General features: G+C 66.2%; 30 protein-coding genes. 3 read left to right on the forward strand and 27 right to left on the reverse strand.

What is annotated here, in order from left to right; all coding sequences use genetic code 11:
• Nucleotides 1-15: 15 nt before the first annotated feature.
• The 13 genes from ACEOAB_RS27205 to ACEOAB_RS27265 all read right to left on the reverse strand — a co-directional run bounded on the left by ACEOAB_RS27205 (nt 16) and on the right by ACEOAB_RS27265 (nt 10,230).
• The gene (locus ACEOAB_RS27205; RefSeq protein WP_056589421.1) at nt 16-792 is read right to left on the reverse strand and encodes a fimbrial biogenesis chaperone; all 777 of its coding nucleotides are present in this window, start codon (nt 790-792) and stop codon (nt 16-18) included.
• Nucleotides 793-944: 152 nt separating this feature from the next.
• A complete protein-coding gene (locus ACEOAB_RS27210) occupies nt 945-1,514 on the reverse strand; it encodes a fimbrial protein (protein ID WP_056589424.1) in 570 nt (189 codons plus the stop codon).
• 171 nt (nt 1,515-1,685) lie between these two features.
• Entirely contained in the window at nt 1,686-2,729 is a 1,044-nt protein-coding gene (locus ACEOAB_RS27215; protein WP_413749777.1) for an NADP-dependent oxidoreductase, read from the reverse strand.
• 122 nt (nt 2,730-2,851) lie between these two features.
• The gene (locus ACEOAB_RS27220) at nt 2,852-4,270 is read right to left on the reverse strand and encodes a HAMP domain-containing sensor histidine kinase (protein WP_495653235.1); all 1,419 of its coding nucleotides are present in this window, start codon (nt 4,268-4,270) and stop codon (nt 2,852-2,854) included.
• A 28-nt stretch (nt 4,271-4,298) separates the two neighbouring features.
• Entirely contained in the window at nt 4,299-4,997 is a 699-nt protein-coding gene (locus tag ACEOAB_RS27225) for a response regulator transcription factor (protein WP_413749779.1), read from the reverse strand.
• Nucleotides 4,998-5,047: 50 nt separating this feature from the next.
• The gene (locus ACEOAB_RS27230; protein ID WP_495653236.1) at nt 5,048-5,440 is read right to left on the reverse strand and encodes a hypothetical protein; all 393 of its coding nucleotides are present in this window, start codon (nt 5,438-5,440) and stop codon (nt 5,048-5,050) included.
• A complete protein-coding gene (locus tag ACEOAB_RS27235; RefSeq protein WP_495653237.1) occupies nt 5,434-5,937 on the reverse strand; it encodes a DUF4260 domain-containing protein in 504 nt (167 codons plus the stop codon). The genes ACEOAB_RS27230 and ACEOAB_RS27235 overlap by 7 nt, the downstream gene beginning before the upstream one ends.
• A complete protein-coding gene (locus ACEOAB_RS27240) occupies nt 5,930-6,394 on the reverse strand; it encodes a Spy/CpxP family protein refolding chaperone (RefSeq protein ID WP_007838159.1) in 465 nt (154 codons plus the stop codon). Before ACEOAB_RS27240 ends, ACEOAB_RS27235 begins: the two co-directional genes overlap by 8 nt.
• Nucleotides 6,395-6,447: 53 nt before the next feature.
• Nucleotides 6,448-6,822 (reverse strand): hypothetical protein, encoded by a 375-nt coding sequence (locus tag ACEOAB_RS27245; protein WP_056589443.1) that lies wholly within the window; start codon nt 6,820-6,822, stop codon nt 6,448-6,450.
• Between the two features lie 214 nt (nt 6,823-7,036).
• The gene (gene ptsP, locus ACEOAB_RS27250) at nt 7,037-8,845 is read right to left on the reverse strand and encodes a phosphoenolpyruvate--protein phosphotransferase (RefSeq protein ID WP_413749782.1); all 1,809 of its coding nucleotides are present in this window, start codon (nt 8,843-8,845) and stop codon (nt 7,037-7,039) included.
• Between the two features lie 10 nt (nt 8,846-8,855).
• Nucleotides 8,856-9,125 (reverse strand): HPr family phosphocarrier protein, encoded by a 270-nt coding sequence (locus tag ACEOAB_RS27255; RefSeq protein ID WP_007838156.1) that lies wholly within the window; start codon nt 9,123-9,125, stop codon nt 8,856-8,858.
• Nucleotides 9,094-9,549, reverse strand: a complete 456-nt coding sequence (locus tag ACEOAB_RS27260) for a PTS sugar transporter subunit IIA (RefSeq protein ID WP_056589449.1) — start codon at nt 9,547-9,549, stop codon at nt 9,094-9,096. The genes ACEOAB_RS27255 and ACEOAB_RS27260 overlap by 32 nt, the downstream gene beginning before the upstream one ends.
• Before the next feature lie 132 nt (nt 9,550-9,681).
• A complete protein-coding gene (locus ACEOAB_RS27265; protein ID WP_495653238.1) occupies nt 9,682-10,230 on the reverse strand; it encodes a hypothetical protein in 549 nt (182 codons plus the stop codon).
• Nucleotides 10,231-10,319: 89 nt separating this feature from the next.
• Here ACEOAB_RS27265 and ACEOAB_RS27270 point away from each other — a divergent pair, with 89 nt between their 5' ends.
• Nucleotides 10,320-10,817: a TlpA disulfide reductase family protein gene (locus tag ACEOAB_RS27270; protein WP_413750121.1), complete on the forward strand. Its 498-nt coding sequence runs from the start codon at nt 10,320-10,322 to the stop codon at nt 10,815-10,817.
• Nucleotides 10,818-10,882: 65 nt separating this feature from the next.
• Here the strand turns inward: ACEOAB_RS27270 and ACEOAB_RS27275 are convergent, their stop codons facing one another.
• The gene (locus ACEOAB_RS27275) at nt 10,883-11,329 is read right to left on the reverse strand and encodes a c-type cytochrome (protein ID WP_413750120.1); all 447 of its coding nucleotides are present in this window, start codon (nt 11,327-11,329) and stop codon (nt 10,883-10,885) included.
• Nucleotides 11,330-11,486: 157 nt separating this feature from the next.
• On the opposite strand from ACEOAB_RS27275, the gene ACEOAB_RS27280 reads away from it, so the two are divergent.
• Together ACEOAB_RS27280 and ACEOAB_RS27285 are read left to right on the forward strand one after the other, a co-directional pair.
• A complete protein-coding gene (locus ACEOAB_RS27280; protein WP_413750119.1) occupies nt 11,487-12,197 on the forward strand; it encodes a cytochrome b/b6 domain-containing protein in 711 nt (236 codons plus the stop codon).
• Entirely contained in the window at nt 12,194-12,781 is a 588-nt protein-coding gene (locus ACEOAB_RS27285) for a GNAT family N-acetyltransferase (protein WP_413750118.1), read from the forward strand. The genes ACEOAB_RS27280 and ACEOAB_RS27285 overlap by 4 nt, the downstream gene beginning before the upstream one ends.
• Before the next feature lie 63 nt (nt 12,782-12,844).
• On the opposite strand, the gene ACEOAB_RS27290 is transcribed toward ACEOAB_RS27285, so the two are convergent.
• The 13 genes from ACEOAB_RS27290 to ACEOAB_RS27350 form a co-directional block, all read right to left on the reverse strand.
• Nucleotides 12,845-13,351, reverse strand: a complete 507-nt coding sequence (locus ACEOAB_RS27290; protein WP_007838146.1) for a peroxiredoxin — start codon at nt 13,349-13,351, stop codon at nt 12,845-12,847.
• Nucleotides 13,352-13,426: 75 nt separating this feature from the next.
• Nucleotides 13,427-13,696 carry a 30S ribosomal protein S17 gene (gene rpsQ / locus ACEOAB_RS27295; protein WP_007838145.1) on the reverse strand — a complete coding sequence of 90 codons (270 nt, stop codon included), beginning with the start codon at nt 13,694-13,696 and terminating at the stop codon, nt 13,427-13,429.
• 9 nt (nt 13,697-13,705) lie between these two features.
• Complete coding sequence (gene rpmC, locus ACEOAB_RS27300; protein ID WP_056589463.1) at nt 13,706-13,915, reverse strand: 50S ribosomal protein L29; 210 nt, start codon at nt 13,913-13,915, stop codon at nt 13,706-13,708.
• Between the two features lie 55 nt (nt 13,916-13,970).
• Nucleotides 13,971-14,387 carry a 50S ribosomal protein L16 gene (gene rplP / locus ACEOAB_RS27305; RefSeq protein WP_007838137.1) on the reverse strand — a complete coding sequence of 139 codons (417 nt, stop codon included), beginning with the start codon at nt 14,385-14,387 and terminating at the stop codon, nt 13,971-13,973.
• 29 nt (nt 14,388-14,416) lie between these two features.
• On the reverse strand, nt 14,417-15,328 hold the full coding sequence (gene rpsC, locus ACEOAB_RS27310; protein ID WP_007838135.1) for a 30S ribosomal protein S3: 912 nt from the start codon (nt 15,326-15,328) through the stop codon (nt 14,417-14,419).
• A gap of 17 nt (nt 15,329-15,345) precedes the next feature.
• Entirely contained in the window at nt 15,346-15,678 is a 333-nt protein-coding gene (gene rplV, locus ACEOAB_RS27315) for a 50S ribosomal protein L22 (RefSeq protein WP_007838134.1), read from the reverse strand.
• Nucleotides 15,679-15,687: 9 nt separating this feature from the next.
• A complete protein-coding gene (rpsS, locus tag ACEOAB_RS27320; RefSeq protein WP_007838132.1) occupies nt 15,688-15,966 on the reverse strand; it encodes a 30S ribosomal protein S19 in 279 nt (92 codons plus the stop codon).
• Between the two features lie 10 nt (nt 15,967-15,976).
• Nucleotides 15,977-16,801 carry a 50S ribosomal protein L2 gene (gene rplB / locus ACEOAB_RS27325; RefSeq protein ID WP_007838130.1) on the reverse strand — a complete coding sequence of 275 codons (825 nt, stop codon included), beginning with the start codon at nt 16,799-16,801 and terminating at the stop codon, nt 15,977-15,979.
• A 2-nt stretch (nt 16,802-16,803) separates the two neighbouring features.
• Nucleotides 16,804-17,139, reverse strand: coding sequence for a 50S ribosomal protein L23 (gene rplW / locus ACEOAB_RS27330; protein ID WP_007838129.1), 336 nt, complete (start codon nt 17,137-17,139; stop codon nt 16,804-16,806).
• Nucleotides 17,136-17,756 (reverse strand): 50S ribosomal protein L4, encoded by a 621-nt coding sequence (gene rplD / locus ACEOAB_RS27335; RefSeq protein WP_007838126.1) that lies wholly within the window; start codon nt 17,754-17,756, stop codon nt 17,136-17,138. The genes rplW and rplD overlap by 4 nt, the downstream gene beginning before the upstream one ends.
• Nucleotides 17,756-18,436, reverse strand: a complete 681-nt coding sequence (gene rplC, locus ACEOAB_RS27340) for a 50S ribosomal protein L3 (protein WP_056589466.1) — start codon at nt 18,434-18,436, stop codon at nt 17,756-17,758. Before rplC ends, rplD begins: the two co-directional genes overlap by 1 nt.
• Nucleotides 18,437-18,649: 213 nt before the next feature.
• Nucleotides 18,650-19,204, reverse strand: a complete 555-nt coding sequence (locus ACEOAB_RS27345; protein ID WP_056589468.1) for a hypothetical protein — start codon at nt 19,202-19,204, stop codon at nt 18,650-18,652.
• 17 nt (nt 19,205-19,221) lie between these two features.
• Nucleotides 19,222-20,805: a hypothetical protein gene (locus tag ACEOAB_RS27350; RefSeq protein WP_495653239.1), complete on the reverse strand. Its 1,584-nt coding sequence runs from the start codon at nt 20,803-20,805 to the stop codon at nt 19,222-19,224.
• Between the last annotated feature and the right edge of the window lie 87 nt (nt 20,806-20,892).

The raw sequence follows: 20,892 nt of genomic DNA on the forward strand, positions 1-20,892 counted from the left end.
TTCGTCCCTCGCGTCTCAAGGCTTCGCACTGCGTGCGGGCAGCGGGACCGGCTCGGCCTGCACGGCCACCGGCTCGGCACCTGCGGGCACCTTGACGAATTCTTCGGGCGACTCGCCGCCGTAGTCGTTGAGCGTGGTGAAGTTGACCTGGACCGCCTGCGGCGTCTTCACCGCGCTCAGCGGGTACGCCATTTCGCCGAACGGCGGCACCATGTCGGCATTGATCAGCTGCTGGCCGTCGTTGACGTTCAGCGCGGTGAAGGTCACGTGATAGGCCGTGGGGTTGCCTACCTTGAGCACGGCGCCCTGCCCCTGCGCGCCGGCGCCGACCGCCCACTTGAGCTGGGCGCGCGATTCCTCGGGCTTGCCCGCGAGCTTCGAAGGCCGGTAGAACAGCTTGATGCGGCTGCGCACCGCAATCTGCAGCACGTTTTCTTCCTTCGGCTTCTCGGGAATCTCCTTCACGTTGAGCCAGAACACCGACTCGCGGTCGGCCGGCAGTTCGCCGCCCACTCGCATGATGCGCAGGATGTTTTCCATGCCGGGGTCGAGCCGCGACAGCGGCGGCGTGACGAGCAGCGGGGTCTTGTTCCTGCCTTCGCCGGCATCGATCCAGGTCTGGACCACGTAGGGCGTGGTGCCGGTGTTCTTCACCGGAATGGAAGCTTCGCGGTCCTTTTCACCGAGGATCACGCGGGTGCCGCCGAGCATCACGCCCGCGCCGGCCGGCCACTGGAGACCCAGCATCAGCAGGACGGCAAGAGCCCAGCGGAAGCGATTGTTGCTGCACATGAGAAAAAGTCCTTGGCGCGAGCGAGGTGCGCAACACGCGCACCCCGGCACGGCGGCGCATCGCGGCACCGCCGGAAAAAACTGGAAAGAGGGAAATGCCGGCGCCGGCCGGGGACGCGGGGTCCGGGCTCGGCGCCGGCGAAGGGCGCTACTTACTTGTAGGCAACCGTGAACTGCGCGACCGAGTTGGCCGGGCCGACCGTCACGGCCGTCCGGGTCGCGACGTACGCAGCCTGGAACTTCAGCGAGTTGTCACCGAGGCCCAGGACGTACTCGCCGGACGGCGAGCCCAGCGCGATCTTGGTGCCGGCGGAATCGCCAAGCTCGATCGCCACGCCCGAAGCCGCGCCCACGCCCACCTGGCCGGCATTGGCCACGCGCAGATAGCTGGCGTCGTCGAGGTCGGCGGTGCCCGAGAAGGTCACGGTCGCGCCCTTGGCGGTCGCGCCGCAACCCAGCAGGTCGATCGTGAAGTTGGCGGGCGTGGACTTCTTGCCGATCGTCGCGGTGCTCACGGGCGGCGTGCCGGTGACGGTGCCGAACACGGTGCGCGACACCTTGCCCAGCGGCACGGTCAGGTTCTGGCTGTTGGGCGAAATCGAGCAGGGCGCGTCGACGATTTCACCGGTGAAGTTGACGGTGCCGTCGGCGGCGAAAGCGCCTTGCGACAGCATGCCGGCCACGGCCAGCGTTGCGAGTTTGACGAAGATGGTCTTTTGCATTTTGCGTTCCCTGAGTGTTGATATGACTGATTGACTACCTGCTTTTCGGCAAGGCAGGCGCAGTCTATTGACTCAAGGACGCAAAATGAACGAAGTTAGTGGCGATTAACTATAGTTAATAGTCTTCTTCGAATACCCGTGAAATAAAGCACCACACCCGGCTTCGGGAAACTATTCGTCGGCCACCTGCAGCACCAGCTTGCCGAAGTTCTCTCCGGCAAACAGCTTGTTGAGCGATTCGGGGAAGGTGTCCAGGCCCTTCACCACGTCTTCCTTGCTCTTCATGCGTCCGTCCTTCAGGTACCCGGCCATTTCGGCGATGGCGATGTGATAGCGGTCGGCGTAGTCGAACACCACGATGCCTTCCATGCGCGCGCGGTTCACCAGCAGGCTCAGGTAATTCTTCGGGCCGGCCGCGGGCATGCTGTTGGCGTTGTTGTACTGGCTGATGGCGCCGCAGATGATGATGCGGGCCTTGCGCGCGAGCCGCGCCAGCACCATGTCGAGGATCTCGCCGCCGACGTTGTCGAAATAGATGTCCACGCCCTTCGGGCAGTGGGTCTTGAGGCCTTCGCGCACCGCACCGGCGCCGGCCTTGTAGTCGATGCAGGCGTCGAAGCCCAGCTCCTTGACCACCCAGTCGCACTTGGCGGCGCCGCCGGCAATGCCGACCACGCGGCAGCCCTTGATCTTGGCCAGCTGGCCCACGGTCTGGCCGACCGCGCCGGCCGCGCCGGAAACCACCACCGTCTCGCCCGGCTTGGGCATGCCCACGTCCATCAGGCCGAAGTAGCCGGTCATGCCGGGCATGCCCAGCACGTTGAGCCACTGGGTGATGGTGCCCACGCGCAGGTCGATCTTCACCAGGCCGTTGCGCTTGATCTGGTCTTCGGGGATGAGGATGTATTCCTGCACGCCCAGCGTGCCGTAGACGGTGTCGCCCACCGCGAACTGCGGGTTCTTCGAGGCGACGACGCGGCCGACACCGCCGGCGCGCATCACTTCGTCGATGCCCACGGGCGGGATATAGCTCTTGGCGTCGTTGAGCCAGCCGCGCATGGCAGGGTCGAGCGACAGCGACAGCGTCTTGACCAGCACGCCGCCCTCGGCCGGCTCGCCGACGGGTTCGGTGGTGAATTTCCAGTTCTCGCGCGTGGCCGCGCCCTCGGGGCGCTTGGCGAGGCGGACCTGGTGGTTGGTGATTGGGCTGCTCATGGTGGCTGTCTCCTTGACCTTGAATGAGGGGGGCTGGCGCGCAGGCGCATCGTAGCGGCGCCCTCCCGGCAGGCAGGTAGCGCAGGCGACAGCACCCGCCGGCCCTTTGGCCGCCCTTCTTTCTAAGCCAGCCTGACGACGATCTGCAGCCCCGGCCCCGCGTTGCGCACCGTCAGCTTGCCGCCGTGCGCCTCGGCGATCAGCCGGCACAGGTACATGCCCAGCCCCACGCCGCCGGTGGCGCGCGCCCGGGCGCCGTCGGTGCGGTAGAAGGGCTCGGTCAGGCGCTCGAGCTGCTCCTCGTCCACGCCGGGGCCGTGGTCGCGCACCTCGATCTCCACGCCCTGCCGGCTGCCCTCGCCCTCGATCACCGCGCGCAGCGACACGCACGGCGGCCGGGGCGCGTCGGCGCTGTAGCGCAGCGCGTTGTCCAGCAGGTTGCGCACCAGCAGCCGGATGCGCATGCGGTCCACGCCATGCGGCGGCAAGCCTTCGGCGAGGTCGAGGTGCACGTGATCCGCGCCGGGCATCTCGGTGGCGATCTCGCGGATCAGCGCCGCCAGGTCGACCGGCTCGCGCTGCAGCGCCACGTGCGGGCTCGCGAGGCGCTCGCTTTCGAGCAGGTCGCTGATGAGGTCGCGCATCTCGTTCAGATCGCGCAGCAGCGCGTCGCGCTCGGCCTGCCCCTCGGGCGTGCTCGGCAGCAGCTCGGCGTTGAGTCGGGCGCGCGTGAGCGGCGAGCGCAGTTCATGGCTCAGCGCCAGCAGCAGCCCGCGCTTGGCGTCGAGCATGGCCTGGATGTCCTCGGCCATGGTGTTGATGCGCTCGGCGAGGTCGCCGAGGTCGTCGTTGCGGCGCACCGGAATGGGCTGCGTGAATTCGCCGCGGCCGAAGCGCTGCGCGCCCTCGCGGATGTCGATCAACGGACGCAGCAGCCGGCTCACGTAGGCGTAGCCCAGCAGCACGCACGACAGCAGCAGGCCCAGCGTGGCCCAGCCGATGACGCGCGGCGCGAGCTGCCAGAGCTTGGGCGCCCAGCCGAAGATCACGCGGTGCCCGTCGGCCGTGGGGCGGATGAACCACTTGTCGCCGCCGAACACGTCTTCCCGGTCGTGCATCCAGCCGCCGGGGCTGTTCGCGCCGCCGGGGTTGGAATCCCAGTTGACCTTGGGGCCGACGATGCGGATGGTGATCGGCAGCCGCGCCACCAGCGCCTGCGCGCGCGCCACGTCGGGCGGCGTGCCGATCTCGGCCACGAGGCGGTCGGCGTAGTCGGTCAGCATCGGCTTGGCGGCCTCGGCCCAGCCGGTGGAAAACGACTTCTTCATGCCGCCCATGAACACCGCCGCCATCACCAGCGCGAGCAGCACGAACATCAGCACCAGCCGCACGCGCAGCGAACGGCGCCAGCGACGCTTGCCCTGCACCTTCTCGTTCCAGCGCGCGTGCCACTTCGCGTGCCAGTCGCTGCGTGCGATTTCGTCGCGACACTCCTCGCCGCGCCACCGCATCCTGCGAGGCTCCCTTCGACCGAGGTTCATGCCAAAGGCTCCGCGATTCGCACTGCGCTCATGCAGGCTCGCTGCGCGCAACCGCCAGCGCATAGCCGGCGTTGCGCAGCGTCTTGATGCAGTCCAGCGGCTCCAGCTTCTTGCGCAGGCGGCTCACCACGATGTCGACCGCGCGCGTGTAGAGCTCGGCCTCGTGGCCGCGCAGGCGGTTGAGGATGTCGTCGCGGCTGAACACCTTGCCGGGCTCGGCCGCCAGCAGCGCGAGCAGCTCGAACTCGGTGCCGGTGAGCTCCACGCGCTCGCCGTGGCGCAGCACCTGGCGCCGGTCGAGGTCGATCGTCAGGCCGTCGAACACGCGGTGCTGCGTGCCGCTGGCCACTGCCTGCGGCGCGGCGCTGCGCTGGCGGCGCAGGATGGTCTGCACGCGCGCCACCAGCTCGCGCGGCTCGAAGGGCTTGGGCACGTAGTCGTCTGCGCCGAGTTCGAGGCCGACCACGCGGTCCATGACCTCGCCGCGCGCCGTGAGCATCACGATGGGAATGTCGCTTTCCTTGCGGATCTCGCGGCACAGCGCGAAGCCGTCCATCTCGGGCAGCATCACGTCGAGGATGGCCGCGTCGTAGGTGCCTGCACGCAACTTTGCGAGGCCTTCGCTCGGGCGCACGGCGCTTTCGAGCGTGCAGCCGAAGCGTGCGAAGTAGGTGGTCAGCGGCGCGGCGAGATGTTCGTCGTCGTCGATCAGCAGGATGCGCGGCATGGCGGGATTGTGCCTCCTGACAAGAAAGTGGCGGATGACCTCGCTGACCATCAGACCCGCCGGCATCGCACCGCCCAGGTCAGGCCCGTCACAAGGATGGAAAGCAGCAGCGCGTGATAGACCACGTCGAGCACCGTGCGCGGGCCGATGCCCGCGATGATGGTGCCGAGCCCGACCAGCGTGCCCAGCAGCGCGAAGCCCTGGCCGAAGATGGCCGCGCGGCGCGCATGGTGCGGGCGCAGCCAGGTTTCGACCGAGGCCAGCACCAGCACGGTGGCGATCACCGCCTCGGCGGTGCGGGCCGCCGGGTGCGCGTAGCCGGGCACGAGGAACCCGGCATGCACCATCGACGCGATGCCCAGCGCGAGCGCCTCTGTCAGCATCCATGCGCGCGTGGCAGGCGCGTGCACGGCATGGGAAGCGCTGTCGTCGCGGCTCACCATGGATCAGCCTTGCCGATGCGGCCCAGGTGCGTGGCGGCGAAGCCGGTCGCGTACTTGAGCCCGTAGCCGAGCGCGTGGTCCATGCCGATGTGGGCCAGCCAGATCAGGCTGCCGGCCACCGCCCATGGCATCGCCGCGAGCACGCCGAGCGCCAGCAGCAGCACCGGGCCGACGTACGAGTGCGCCGCGTTGTAGAGGGCCGCCCCCGTGCGCGGTCCCGCGAGGTAGCCCAGCAGCGAGAGATCGGGCGCGAGCAGCCACAGCGCGAACACGCCCCAGCCCGCACCGAACTGGGCGTAGGCGGCGAGCGCCACGCCCAGCACCACTGCGCCCTCGAGGCGCAGCAGGGTGCGCACGCCGCCCGCGGCTACCGCTGCGGCCTCTTCGGGAGACGCCGTGGAACCGGCTTCGTCGGGCCACTGGTGTCGCCCCCGGAGAGGGGGGTGGCGCAGCGACACGAAGTGCGCAAAGCCTTGGGGTGAGCCGGGTTCAGCCACGGTGACTCCAGCGCCGACCGCCGCGCTCCATGAAGTCGCGCACCTTCTGCTGTTGCGCCGCGTTCAGGTTGTCATAGAAGTCGGCGGCGGCGGCAATGATCTCGGGGCTGCCGTTGCGCACGGCGGTGGTCTTTTCGTCGACCAGGCGTGCGGCGCCGGCCTGGTCGAGCTTGTTGCCCGCGAACAGCGCCTTGAACTGCGAGCGCGGGTCGCCCGAGCCGCCGGCACCGCGCATGGCTTCGCGCTGCGCCTGCAGCTTCTCGGCGAGCACGGTGAGCTTCTGCTTCTGGTTGGCGTCGAGTTCGAGCTTGCTGCCCACGCGCTCGACCATCTTCGCGCGGAAGTCGGCGCTGTCGCCACCCCAGCCATGTCGCTGGCCGGCGCAGCCGGCAATGCTGCCGGCGACCATCGCGGCGCCCGCGAATCCGAAAAGAGTGCGTTTGATCCAGTGCTTCATGATGATTCCTTGCTCGCCCTCGAGTCGCCCGAGGGCATCGTTGGGGGGAGGTCTTACAGCCGGCTGCTCTTGGCGTTGGCGGCTGCGGCGCGCGCGTCGACAGGGTTCTGCATCGTCGAGACGACCTGGCTGTTCACGCGCGAGCTGGACGTCACGTTCTGGTCGGGTGCGGCGGCGGCGCGCACTGCTTCGGCGACGATGCGTGCGCGCTCGGTCGACACGGCCATGCCCTCTGCGCCGCGCGAGCCGCGCACCACGTTCTGGTCGGGTGCCGATGCGGTGCGCACGGCTTCGGCGTTGACGTCGGCGCGGCTCTTGGCCGACACGGCGGGCTGCACGCCCTCGTAGCTTTCAGCCTTGGCGCCCGCGGCGGCGAGCATGGCGAAGGAGCCGACGGCAACGAGCTGAGTCAGGGAGAGAGATTTCATGATGCAGGTCTTTCTTTCGGGGTTGAAGAGAAGACCTGATCGTGCTTGCGGCGCTGCCGCAAGTCCTTTCGCCGCGGTTTCGGCGTGTTTCGTTAAGTTTCAGCTCGCCCCCAGGCTGCGCGCACTTCGTGTCGCTTCTCCAACCCCCTACCGGGGGCAACACCAGCGGCCCGGCAAAGCCGGTTCCGCGGTGTTTCCCGAATGAGCAGCCGAATCAGCCCGCCATTGCGGCGGCGGGGTCGTCGGAGTCGAGAACGCTCTGGGCCCAGGCTTCAAGCTTGCCGGTGTCGGCGCGCAGCACCTCCTGCTTGACCGCGAGGATGCGCGAGGGATGCATCGAGAAGCTGCGCAGGCCCAGCCCCAACAGCAGCCGCGTGAAGGCCACGTCGCCCGCCATCTCGCCGCACACGGCCACGCCCTTGCCCTGCCGCCGGCACTCGGCGATGGTGTCGGCCACGAGGCGCAGCACCGCCGGGTGCGCGGGGTCGTAGAGGTGCGCCACCGACTCGTCGGCGCGGTCGATGGCCAGCGTGTACTGGATCAGGTCGTTGGTGCCGATCGACAGGAAGTCGAAGTGCTTCAGGAAGATGCGCAGCGTGAGCGCCGCCGCGGGAATCTCGATCATGGCGCCGAGCTTCACCGGCCCGTGCACGGCGCCGCGGCTGTCGAGTTCGGTACGCGCGAAGTCGATCAGCGACAGCGTCTGGCGGATCTCGCTCGCGTGCGCGAGCATGGGAATCAGCAGGTGGATTTCGCCGTGCGCCGCGGCGCGCAGGATGGCTCGCAGCTGGGTGAGGAACATCGCCGGGTCGGCCAGGCTCCAGCGGATGGCGCGCAGGCCGAGCGCCGGATTCAGGTGCTCCTGCTTGTTGGCCGATTTGCCGTCCAGCGGCTTGTCGGCGCCCACGTCGATGGTGCGGATGGTGACGGGCATGCCCTGCATGCCCTCGACCGCGCGCTTGTAGGCTTGGTACTGCTCCTCTTCGTCGGGCAGGCGGGTCTGGCGCGTGGTCGACTCGCGGCCCATGAACAGGAATTCGCTGCGGAACAGGCCCACGCCCACCGCGCCGGCCTTGACGGCGCCCAAGGTGTCCTCGGGCATCTCGATGTTGGCGAGCAGTTCCACGCGCTGGCCGTCGAGCGTGACGGCGGGCTTGTGGCGCAGCCGCGCGAGCCGGCCGCGTTCGAGGTCGCCCTGGCGCTGCTTGAAGCCGTATTCGGCCAGGATGATCGGAGAAGGGTCGACGATCACCACGCCGGCGTCGCCGTCGATGATGACCCAGTCGTCCTGGCGCACCAGCTGGCTCGCGGTGCGCGCGCCGACCACGGCCGGGATGTCCATGCTGCGCGCCACGATGGCGGTGTGCGAGGTGCGCCCGCCCACGTCGGTGACGAAGCCGGCGAACACGCTCTTCTTGAACTGCAGCATGTCGGCCGGCGAGAGATCGTGCGCGATGAGCACCAGCGGCACGTCGATGCCGTCGCCCGCGGTGGGATCGTCGTTATCGTTGTCGTCGTCCTGGGAGGTGGCGCGCTTGCGCCGCGGCGGGCTCGGCGCGAGCACGGCGGCCGTGCCCTTCATGCGGTGCAGCAGGCGTTCGACCACCTGCTCGAGGTCGGCCTTGCGCTCGCGCAGGTACTCGTCCTCCATCTCGTCGAACTGGCGCGCGATGATCTCGAGCTGCGTGGTCAGCGCCCATTCGGCGTTGTAGAGCCGCTCGGTGATCCAGTGCTTCACACCGCCGGTGAGGACCTCGTCCTGCAGCAGCATCTGGTGCACCTCGAGCAGCGCCGAGAGTTCGTGCGGCGTGTCGTTCGGGCCCATCTGCGCAACGTTGGCCTGCAGCTTGGTGAGCTCGTCGGCCACCGCGTTGCGCGCGGTGCGCACGCGGTCGATCTCGGTCTCGATTTCTTCAGGCTTGATGAAGTAGTGGGCCACGTCGATGCGGCTCGACACCACCAGCACCGCGCGCCCGATGGCAATGCCACGGGCGACGGGAAGGCCGTGGACTGCAAAAGTCATGGGGCGGTCCTTATTCGCCTTCGCCGAACTTGTCGTCCATCAGGAGCACGATGGCGTTCATTGCTTCATCTTCCTGCTCGCCGTTGGTTTCGAGCTCGACGGTGCTGCCCAGTCCGGCGGCCAGCATCATGACGCCCATGATGCTCTTGGCGTTGATGCGGCGGTCGCCGCGGGAGAGCCACACCTCGCAGGGAAAGCTGCCTGCGAGCTTGGTCAGCTTGGCCGATGCGCGTGCATGCAAGCCCAGCTTATTGCTGATGGTCACGGATTTCTTGATCACTGTGCTTTCTTTTTGCCTGGTTCTGGGGAGCCGCCACCGCCACCTGCATGACGCCCGCGGTGCCGCCCGCAAGGGCGCGCTGCACCAGCGTATCCAGGGGCTCGTGCCGATAGGTGACGGCGCGCAGCAGCATCGGAAGATTGACCCCCGCCACCAGCCGCGACCGGGCACCGTCCACCAGCTTCTGCGCCACGTTGCAGGGCGTGGCGCCGAACACGTCGGCCAGCACCAGCACCTGCGAGCGCGGCGTGTGCAGCTGCTGCGCGAGCGTGATGCGCGCGGCGGCCAGCGTTTCTTCGGGCGACACGTTGGGCAGGACGTCGAGCGCGACGATGGCCTGCTCGCAATCGGGAAACACATGCAGCGCGCACTGCCGCAGCGCGTGCGCGAACGGTGAGTGGGCGATGATGAGGATGCTGTTCATGCGGGGCGGAGGGCGACGCATCGATTATGCGGGGGCGCCCAGGGGAAGTAGATATACGACACAACGCAGCAGCCCCGAAAGACGGACAGTGCCGTCAGCCCGGTAGCTATCAAAACCATAGCAGATCGGCCTTCATGGAAGCCGCAAGCTCTCGAAGAAGGTCTTCGATGCTTCGGGCGAAGAAGGCTTGCCCAGCACGGTGGCCTGATAGAGCGCCACGGTGCCGTCCTTCTGCGACTGGGCAAACCAGAGCACCTGTACCGGCGCCGACGCCGATGCGCCCTGCTGCTGCCGCGGCTGGGCATCGAGCCGCAGCGGCGCCGGCGCGGCGGTCGCGCGCTGGACGCTGGCGGGCGCTTCCGCCACCTGCGCCTCGCCCAGCTGGCCACGGGTGGCGGCGTGCCATGCGCGGAGCCAGGCCTCGGCCTGCTCGGGGCCGCTGGCGGAGGCATGCGCGATGGCAAAGGTCGCACCGCCGGCGTTGCAGCCCGTCATATCGACCTGCACCGATTCGGCACCCAGCGGCAGCGCGCGGTTCGCGCGGTCGGCCTTGCAGGGCAGCAGCACGATCAGGCCGGATTCGGCGACCGGCACTTCGCGCCAGTTGAAGGTCGGGCTGCAGGCGGCGACCAAGGCTGCCGCTGCCAGTACGAACCGGAAATGGAGGACGGGAAACGGCATCGGGTAACGATTATCGAGCCGCGGCCGGGCCGCGAGCACGATCCGGCGGGCGGAACTAAAATCGCGCCGCCCTTGTCTTCCGTGTTGCCATGAAGAAATACATCGCCGCTGCCGCCGTCGTCCTCGCATTGACCGCCGGCGTGGGCGTGTACCTCGGCTCCGGTGCCACGGCCGCACCGGCCTCGACCTTCGTGCTGCTCGACGGCACGCAAAAGAGCACGGCAGACCTGAAGGGCAAGGTCACCCTGGTCAATTTCTGGGCCACGAGCTGCGTGACCTGCGTCGGCGAAATGCCCAAGGTCATCGCGACCTACGACAAGTACAAGGCGCAGGGCTACGACACCCTGGCAGTGGCCATGAGCTACGACCCGCCGAGCTATGTCGTCAACTTCGCGCAAACGCGCAAGCTGCCGTTCAAGGTGGCGATCGACAACACCGGCAGCGTGGCACAGGCCTGGGGCGATGTGAAGCTCACGCCGACCACCTACCTGGTCAACAAGCGCGGCGAAATCGTGAAGCGCTATGTGGGCGAGCCGGACTTTGCCGAACTCCACAAGCTGATCGAGAAGCTGCTGGCCGAGGCCTGATCTTCCGCTCCTCCCGCAAAAAGGCGCTCCCGAAGAGCGCCTTTGTTTTTTCGCGAAGCGACGGCTTACTGGTTGCGGAAGCTGTCGTGGCAGGCCTTGCAGCTCGCTGCGGTCGGGCCGAACTGGGCCTTGAGGGCGTCGAGATTGCCGGCCTTGGCGGCCGTCACCAGCTTGGCGGCTTCGGCGATTAGCTTCTCCTGGCGCTCCTTGAACTTGGCGTCTTCCTTCCAGATTTCGGGCTTGGCCTTGCCGCCCTCGGTGCTGGCGCCGAAGGCCGTCCACGGCAGCTTTGCCATGTCGGCGACCATTTCGGCGTTGGCCGCAGCAGCCGAGGCGTCGTAGGGCGCGCGTCCGTTGGCCATGGCGCCGAGGCGGCCGAAATGCTGGCTCATCACGAACAGCGCGCTCTGGCGGTACTTGATGGCGTCCTCGGGCTTGGCGAACTGCGCTGCGGCGGGCAGGGACAGGGCAGCGCAGGCGGCTGCAAGGGCGAACGGAGCAAGTCGGGTCATCGGGGTCCTCGTTGTGGGGAAAACGCCGTCGAGCGCGGCGCTGCGGCCGAGTGTAGGGGCTGCCTGCGACAGCCGCATAGCAACAACCCGAAGCAGGCCGGGGCCTGGACTTTGCTAATCTGCGCCTTCCGCAGCATTGCGCTCCGCGCCTTCCTCGATGACCGATTCTTCCGTGGCTGCCTTCCCGGCCGCCTCAGGCTCCAGCGCCCGCACGCGGGTCTGGGACCTGCCGACACGCCTTTTCCACTGGGCGCTGGCCGCAGCCGTCATCGGCATGATCGGCACCGGGTTGAACGATGCCATGGAATGGCACTTCCGCCTGGGGTACGCGGTGCTCGCACTGCTGTTGTTCCGGCTGCTCTGGGGCTTCGTGGGCGGACGCTGGTCGCGCTTTGCGGCCTTCGTCTACGGCCCGGGGTCGATGGCGGCCTATCTGCGCGGACGAGCGCACCCGGACCATCTGGTCGGGCACACGCCTCTGGGCGCACTGTCGGTGTTCGCGGTGCTGGCGATCCTGGCGTTGCAGGTGACAACCGGGCTGATGGCGGACGACGAAATCTCGGCATCGGGGCCGCTCACGCGTTTCGTCTCGGGTGAGCTCGTGAGCCTGGCCACCGCTTGGCACAAGGCGCAGGGCAAGTGGATCGTGATCGCCCTCGTGAGCCTGCACCTGCTGGCGGTGCTGTTCTACGTGCTGATCAAGCGGCACCGACTGGTGCGGCCGATGGTGACGGGCGACAAGCTGGTTTCCGCCGAGAACGGCCAGGTGGCGCCGAGCCGCGACGACGCGGCGTCGCGCTGGCTGGCGCTGGTGCTGTTCGCACTGTGCGCGGGCGTGGCGTACTGGGTTTCCTCGCTACGCGTATGAGCTTTTCTGTTTCACGCCCCCTGCCGCTGTCGGACATGCCGGCGGTCGTGCTGCTCACGCCCGAAGAAGCTCACGAGATCGAGGCCGCACGCGCGATCTTCCGCGACTACGCGGCCTCGCTGGACATCGACCTGGACTTTCAGGATTTCGACGGCGAACTGGCGCAACTGCCGGGCGAATACGCCGAACCGCGCGGCCTGCTGCTGCTGGCGCTGGTCGATCCGGCCAACGTGAAGGAAGACGCCGGGCGCGAGGCGCCGACCCTGCGGCGCGCCGACGGCACTCTGGCGCATGTGGCGGGGTGCTGCGCGCTGCGCCCGCTCGACAGCGCGGACTACGCGAACGCCGCCGAGATGAAGCGCCTGTACGTGCGCCCCGGCTTTCGCGGCCTGGGCCTGGGCCGGCAACTGGCCGAGGCGATCCTCGATGCCGCACGCAGCGCGGGGTATGGCTGCGTGCTGCTCGACACCCTCGACGACATGGAATCGGCGCGCGCCCTCTACGAAGACTTGGGCTTCGCAGAGGTACCGCCCTACTATCACAACCCCGTTGCCGGGGCCCACTACCTGAAGGTGGAGCTTTAGCTCGCCCCCGGCTGCGGCTCCGAGCGGCCGTGCGCGGCGGCCCCCTCGAAGGATCCGGGTTTATTAACCGCGTGCTTGGGCCAACAGCGTGTCGGCGTCGCTGACTTCGAACTTGCCCGGTCCTTCGACGTTGAGCGTCGCGACCTTGCCGTCCTTCACGAGCATCGAGTAGCGGTTGCTGCGCAGGCCCATGCCGCGACCGGTCAGGTCGAGCGTGAGGCCGGTGGCCTTGGCGAAGTCGGCGCTGCCGTCGGCCAGCATGCGCACCTTGGTGCCAGTCTTCTGGTCACGCGCCCAGGCACCCATCACGAAGGCATCGTTCACGCTCACGCACCAGATCTCGTCCACGCCAGCGGCCTTGAAGTCGTCGAAGTGCTGCACGTAGCCCGGCACGTGCTTGGCCGAGCAGGTGGGCGTGAAGGCGCCGGGCAGCGCGAACAGCGCGATGGTCTTGCCCGCCGAAGCCTTGGCCACGTCCACGGCGTTCGGGCCGATGCTGCAGCCTTCGCCCTCGACTTCGGAATATTCCTGCAGGGTGGCCGAGGGAAGGGTGTCGCCGACTTTGATCATTGAAAGTGCTCCTGAAAAAGAAAAACGGCCCACATTGTGGGCCGTTTCCGGATGGGCTGTAGCGAGCCGGGGAGATCAGACCAGAACGGCCTTCTCGACCAGACGGGTCACGACCCAGTTCTTGGTCTTCGAGATCGGACGGCTTTCCGTGATCTCGATGGTGTCGCCCAGCTTGTACTCGCCCTTTTCGTCATGGGCGTGGTACTTGCTCGTCTTGGCCACGATCTTGCCGTAGAGCTCATGCTTCACACGGCGCTCGACCAGCACGGTCACGGTCTTGGCACGCTTGTCGCTGACCACCTTGCCGATCAAGGTGCGCTTGAGGGATTTTTTAGGTTCCGTCATGTTCACTCCTTACTTGGCGGCGGGGGTTTCTTGCTGCTTCTGAGCAAGAATGGTCTTTGCGCGAGCGATGTCGCGACGCGTCACGCGCAGCGTCGAGGTGTTCGACAGCTGTTGCGTGGCCTTCTGCATGCGCAGACCGAAATGGGCCTTCTGCAGATCCTTGATTTCGGCTTGCAGGCCTGCGACGTCCTTCGTGCGCAGGGTTGCAGCCTTCGTCACCTTGGCCGAAGCCGCGGTTTCTTTTTTCTTACGGGTTGCCATCAGTGTTCTCCTCTCAGGCGCCGAGCTGGCGAGCGACGAAGGTCGTACGCAGCGGAAGCTTGGCGGCGGCCAGGCGGAACGCTTCGCGGGCGAGTTCTTCGGGCACGCCGACGATCTCGAACACGATCTTGCCGGGCTGGATTTCGGCGACGTAGTACTCGGGGTTGCCCTTACCGTTACCCATCCGCACTTCAGCGGGCTTGGTAGAGATCGGCTTGTCCGGGAACACGCGGATCCAGATACGGCCACCGCGCTTCACGTGACGCGAAATCGCGCGGCGAGCGGCTTCGATCTGGCGTGCCGTGAGGCGGCCGCGATCGGTGCATTTGAGACCGAAGTCACCGAACGCAACCGAGTTACCCGTGGTTGCGATGCCGGTGTTGCGGCCCTTTTGTTCCTTGCGGAACTTTCTGCGTGCAGGTTGCAGCATGTTTTGTTACTCCGTAGTTCTAAGACCGATCACTCGGTCTTGGCACCGTCAGCTGCTGCAGCTGGCGCGGCTTTGCGGACGCGCTTAACGGCGGGTTTCGAGTCACCGGCACCGCCGGTTGCTTCTGCAGGCTTGTCGCTGCCATCGGCCGGAGCGGTGTTGCCACCGATCGGGCCGCGGGCACCGGCGCGCGGGCCGGGGCCACGACGGTCCGAACCCGGACGGTCGCCACCCGGGCGGCCATCACGGCGCGGACCGCGCGGACGACGTTCTTCTTCAGGACGCGGCGTTTCGACGGCCGGCAGGTCGTTGCGACCCAGCGTGTCGCCCTTGTAGACCCAGACCTTGACGCCGATGACGCCGTAGGTGGTCTTGGCTTCCGAGGTGCCGTAGTCGATGTCGGCGCGCAGGGTGTGCAGCGGCACGCGGCCTTCGCGGTACCACTCGGTACGTGCGATTTCGATGCCGTTCAGGCGGCCAGCCGACATGATCTTGATGCCCAGGGCACCCAGACGCATGGCGTTTTGCATGGCGCGCTTCATGGCGCGGCGGAACATGATCCGCTTTTCGAGCTGCTGCGTGATGCTGTCGGCGATCAGCTGCGCATCGATTTCGGGCTTGCGCACTTCTTCGATGTTGACTGCAACCGGCACGCCGAGCTGCTTGCCCAGTTCGCGCTTGAGGTTCTCGATGTCTTCGCCCTTCTTGCCGATCACGACGCCCGGACGTGCCGAGTAGATCGTGATGCGTGCGTTCTTGGCGGGACGTTCGATCATGACGCGCGAGACCGAAGCGTTCTTCAGCTTCTTCTTCAGGTATTCGCGAACCTTGATGTCTTCGGCCAGCATGCCCGCGAAATCGCGGTCGCTTGCGTACCAGCGGCTGGACCAGTTACGGGTGACCGCAAGGCGGAACCCGGTTGGGTGGATTTTCTGTCCCATATTTCTTCCAGGCCTTCTTAGTTGCCGACCGTCACGTACACATGGCACGTGGGCTTGCTGATGCGATTGCCGCGACCCTTGGCCCGAGCGGTGAAGCGCTTGAGCGTTGCACCTTGCTCGACGTAGATGGTCTTGACCTTCAGCTCGTCGATGTCGGCACCGTCGTTGTGCTCGGCGTTGGCGATGGCCGACTCGAGCACCTTCTTGATGATCACAGCGGCCTTTTTCTGCGTGAATTGCAGAACGTTGAGCGCTTGATCGACCTTCTTGCCGCGGATCAGGTCCGCGACCAGACGGCCCTTGTCGACCGACAGGCGGACACCGCGGAGGACTGCACGTGTTTCAGACATGGTCGTTCCTTACTTCTTCTGGACTTTTTTGTCCGCGGGGTGCCCCTTGAACGTGCGCGTGAGCGCAAATTCGCCGAGCTTGTGGCCGACCATCTGGTCGGTGATGTACACGGGCACGTGTTGCTTGCCGTTGTGCACAGCGATGGTCAGACCGATGAACTCGGGCAGAACCATCGAGCGGCGCGACCAAGTCTTGATCGGCTTCTTGTCCTTGGTCGTCACGGCCTTGTCGGCCTTGGCCACGAGGTGGTGATCGACGAAAGGACCCTTTTTGAGAGAGCGAGTCATTGGCTATCCCTTACTTCTTGCGACGCGACACGATGAAGACCTGCGTGCGCTTGTTGTTACGGGTGCGATAGCCCTTGGTCAGATTGCCCCATGGGTCGACAGGATGGCGGCCTTCGCCAGTCTTGCCTTCGCCGCCACCATGCGGGTGGTCGACCGGGTTCATCACCACGCCGCGAACGGTCGGGCGGATACCCATGTGACGCTTCACACCGGCCTTGCCGAGTTGGCGCAGGCTGTGCTCTTCGTTGGCCACTTCGCCGATGGTTGCACGGCATTCGATGTGGATGCGGCGCACCTCACCCGAACGCATGCGGACCTGAGCGTAGACGCCTTCGCGAGCCAGCAGCGTTGCCGACGTACCGGCCGAACGCGCGATCTGCGCACCCTTGCCAGGTTGCAGTTCGATGCAGTGGATCGTCGAGCCGACCGGGATGTTGCGGATCGGCAGGGTGTTGCCGGCGCGGATCGGGGCTTCGGCGCCCGACAGCAGCGTTGCACCAGCTTCCAGACCGCGCGGGGCGATGATGTAGCGGCGCTCGCCGTCGGCGTAGCAGACCAGAGCGATGTGGGCGGTACGGTTCGGGTCGTATTCGATGCGTTCGACCTTGGCCGGGATGCCGTCCTTGTTGCGCACGAAGTCGACAACGCGGTAGTGGTGCTTGGCACCGCCGCCACGATGACGGATCGTGATGTGGCCGTTGTTGTTGCGGCCGGCCTTCTGGAACTGGGGTTCCAGCAGGGGAGCGTGAGGAGCACCCTTGAACAGGTGGTCACGCGAGATCTTCACCGCGCCGCGTTGGCCCGGCGAAGTGGGTTTCATCTTGATGACGGCCATGATTAAGCGCCTTCCCCGACGAGGTTGAGCTCTTGACCGGGCTTCAGGGTCACATAGGCCTTGCGAACGTTGTCGCGGCGGCCGATGGACTTGCCAAAGCGCTTGGTCTTGCCCTTGGTGTTGAGCACCGACACGCCCTGGACTTCGACCTTGAACATCAGTTCGACAGCGGCCTTGATCTCGGGCTTGGTGGCGTCTTGCAGCACCTTGAAAGTGACAGCGTTCGACTTCTCGCCGACCATCGTTGCCTTTTCGGACACGATCGGGGCGACCAGCACCGCCATCAGGCGGCCTTCTTCGAACGTACGTTCAGCGGCGGTAGGGTTCACGCGGCTCATGCGAACATCTCCTTGAGCTTGTCGACGGCACCCTTGGTGACCAGCACCTTCTTGTAGTGAACCAGCGACACCGGATCGGCGTAGCGGGGTTCGACCACGAGAACGTTCACCAGATTGCGCGAGGCAAGGTACAGGTTTTCGTCGACTTCTTCGGCGATCACGAGCACGGACTCGAGATTCATCGCCTTGAAACGGGCTGCCAGCGGCTTCGTCTTGGGCGAATCCACGGTCAGCGAATCCACCACGGCCAGACGGCCTTCGCGAGCGAGCTGCGAGAAGATGGCGGCCATGCCGGCGCGGTACATCTTCTTGTTGATCTTCTGCGAGAAGTTTTCGTCAGGCATGTTCGGGAAAATGCGGCCACCCCCACGCCACAGCGGCGAGGACGTCATACCGGCACGGGCGCGGCCCGTTCCCTTTTGCTTGAAAGGCTTCTTGGTCGAGTGCTTGACCTGCTCGCGGTCCTTCTGGGCGCGCGTGCCTTGGCGGGCGTTGGCCTGGAATGCAACGACGATCTGGTGGACCAGGTCTTCGTTGTAGTCGCGGCCGAACACGGTCTCGGGGGCGTCGTACTTCGACGCGGCCTGGCCTTGTTCGTTCAGGAGTTCGAGTTCCATTACTTCGCTCCTTCAGCCGCTTGCGGCTTGGCCTTGATGGCGGGACGCACGGTGACGAAGCCACCCTTCGAACCCGGAATCGCGCCCTTGATGAGCAGCAGTTGACGTGCTTCGTCGATGCGGAACACGTCGAGGTTTTGCGTCGTGCGCGTGACGTCGCCGAGGTGGCCCGTCATGCGCTTGCCGGGGAACACGCGACCGGGGTCTTGTGCCATGCCGATCGAGCCGGGAACGTTGTGCGAACGGCTGTTACCGTGCGACGCGCGTTGCGAGCTCATGTTGTGGCGCTTGATCGTGCCAGCGTAGCCCTTGCCGATGGAGGTGCCTTGCACGTCCACCTTCTGGCCCACGGAAAACACGCTGCTGGCCGCGATCACGCCGCCAGCCTTGTGCTGACCTGCGGTATCTGCGGTAACGCGGAATTCCTGGATGATTTCGCCAGCTTCGACACCCGCCTTGGCGAGGTGGCCGGCTTCGGGCTTGGTCACGCGCGATGCTTTGCGCGAACCGAACGTCACCTGCAGGGCGACGTAGCCATCGGTCTCTTGGGACTTGATCTGGGTCACACGGTTGTTGGACACATCTACCACCGTGACAGGAACTGCGTCCCCGTCATCGGTGAAGAGACGCATCATCCCCACCTTGCGGCCCAGCAACCCGAGGGAGTTGCTCAGACTCATTTGTTTTCTCCAAAAATGGAAGACTTCCTTCGCCGCTGCCACTTCAATTGGCGACAGCGTTTGGCCGATTCCCCAAGGTTCCCGGCCTGCGAAAGAAGGTTGATAAATCTCTGCCCGAACTACGCCCGCATGGACGCACCAAGGGCAGAGCCAGCGATTATAGCCCGCGATGCGGGCCCGTTGCAAGGGCGATTGTTGCGCCCGTTTGGGGCCCTATTTGGGCTCTTTTGGCTCTTTGGCGGGCAAGGAGATGATCTTTTCGCCCTCGTCGGACGATTTCACCTCGCCGGCACCCTTCATGGCCGGCACCGCCGATCCGGTCGTCACAGGGATCGCGACGATGCTCATGGCGCCGTTCTGCGTGACAAAGACATTCAGGTAGGCGAGGCCCTCGCGGTCGCTCGTCACCGTGGCGGTGGCGGTCGTACGCTGGCCGGCCGGGAGAGCCAGGCTGCTGCTCGTCGTCAGGGTCAGGCCGGCATCCGTCGTCAGGCGCGCGGTGGCCCCGGCCGGATCGCTCACGCCGTCGAACTGCAGAACGACAGAAATCGGCCGGCCGACCTGGGCCGTGCCGTCGAGCCTGTACTGGATCACGACACCGGAATCATTGGGCTTGCGCGCCGCGACCGTCATGGGCGCATGGCGCGAAGAAGCAGCGTGCTTGGCCGCTCGGGGCGCGGGCACGCCGTCCGCAAAAACCGGCGCCGACGTGGCAGCGAGCGTCAGCCATGCCGCAGCGGCAATCATCGAGCTGGAAAGAGGGTTCATGGTGGCCTTCCTCACTGCTATTGAATGGTTACGTTGAAACACGTGCTAGCAGCGGAGTTATTGAGATCGTTGACAACCAGAACATAGTCGCCGGCCGAAAGGTTGACCGAACTGGTATTGCGGCTCACCACACCACCTTTATAGATCGCGAAATTGGCGCTGGCACCCACCGGCGGGGAGACCACGAACTGGTAACTGCGGCTGGCTGGAGCCGTAAACCTCAGATACGCAAAGCTGCCCAGCTTGTTGCCATCGCGCTGCGGATCGGCGGCATTCGTCACACAAGCCTGTGTAACCGAGCCACCGATCGCTGCCGGCTTGTACATCGGCAGCACGATCGGCAAGCCGCCATCATTGCTTTCCGATGAGCCATAGGCATCGCTGCCGCCCGCAATGTTCTGCCCAGCCAGCAGCGCGGCCAGCGCCTGTGCATTGCCTGGCGCTGTCGCATTGAATGCCGCCGCGAACGGATGGATCGACGTGACTGGCGCACCACTGCGGAACTGGAACCCTGTCATCGTGTCGTGGATCGGCCTGAACCCGACCTGCTGGTTGAGATTCCAGAAGATCGACTGGATCGAGGATTCGCGGAACCAACCCGGGTTGGATGCCGGCCCCCTCGTGAGGTCGAGGCTGCCGCCCTGAGCCTGGCCGGGTCCACCCGAATCGACATAGTTGCTCCGCCCCAGCGCGATGCCCGACCAGCCGTTGCCCCATCCTTCGGAGAAGGCAAGCCGACGATCGATGAGTTCGCTCGTGGAATGGGCGCCGCCCGTCGAATCGTCCCGGCTGAAGGAGGCCTGGTAGTAGTGCCCCCACTCGTGCGCGATCACCGGCGAATCGAATTCGTCGGTGTCCACATCCTCCTTGCCGAGCACATAGATTTCCGCACCCGAACTCCTGCCGATGAAGAACGTGGTGCCGATCTGTCCCAGCGCGATACTCCCGCTGGCGTTCGTGTTGTTCACGCTCCAGAACACCTTCAGCGACGGAAATGCCGTAGCCGGCGCCACCGACAGCACCTTCTGCATCGCGGTGTAGATCGTGTCCATTACGGCGAACGGCCCGGACACGCGCTGGCTGGTGTAGCTCGATCCACCCCAGCCGCTGCCGGCGCGCAGATCGCGGGTGAGTGCCGCGCCTCCCGTGGAGAACGCCGACGACTGCATGGAATAGATCGCGTTCGACTGGGTGTTGTCGCGCACGGTGACATCCCAGCTCGGCGCCGAACCGGTGCGGGTCAATTGGGCCCGCACCCGGACGATGATTGCCGTGTTCGCCGGAACGTTCACGGCATAGGCGCCACCGTCATCTGTGGAGGTCGTGGCCAACTGGCTGCCGCTGGTGGCATCGAGCACTTCGACAAAGGCGCCACGCACCGGCTTGACCGAGGTGTCGGCGTACACGAGTCGCCCGCCGGGATTGGGCACGGACTCGTAGGTGGCCGTACCGCTCAGGGCGACCGGTGTCGTTGGCACAGGAAGTACAGGCAGAAAGGGAAGACCGCCGCCACCTCCCCCACCACCGCCGCCGCAGGCGGTCAACAACACCGCCGCGATGCACGCCATCAAACCGGACGCAAAAGAGATGCCTTGTCTCATAGCTGTGCTGCCCTCGTTTCAGCTGCATGGCGCTCCGCCCCGTGGGGGCCGCAGACCGGCGAGGATGCCACATTCGTGAGACAAAAA

The organism is Variovorax sp. Varisp53, assembly GCF_059491555.1.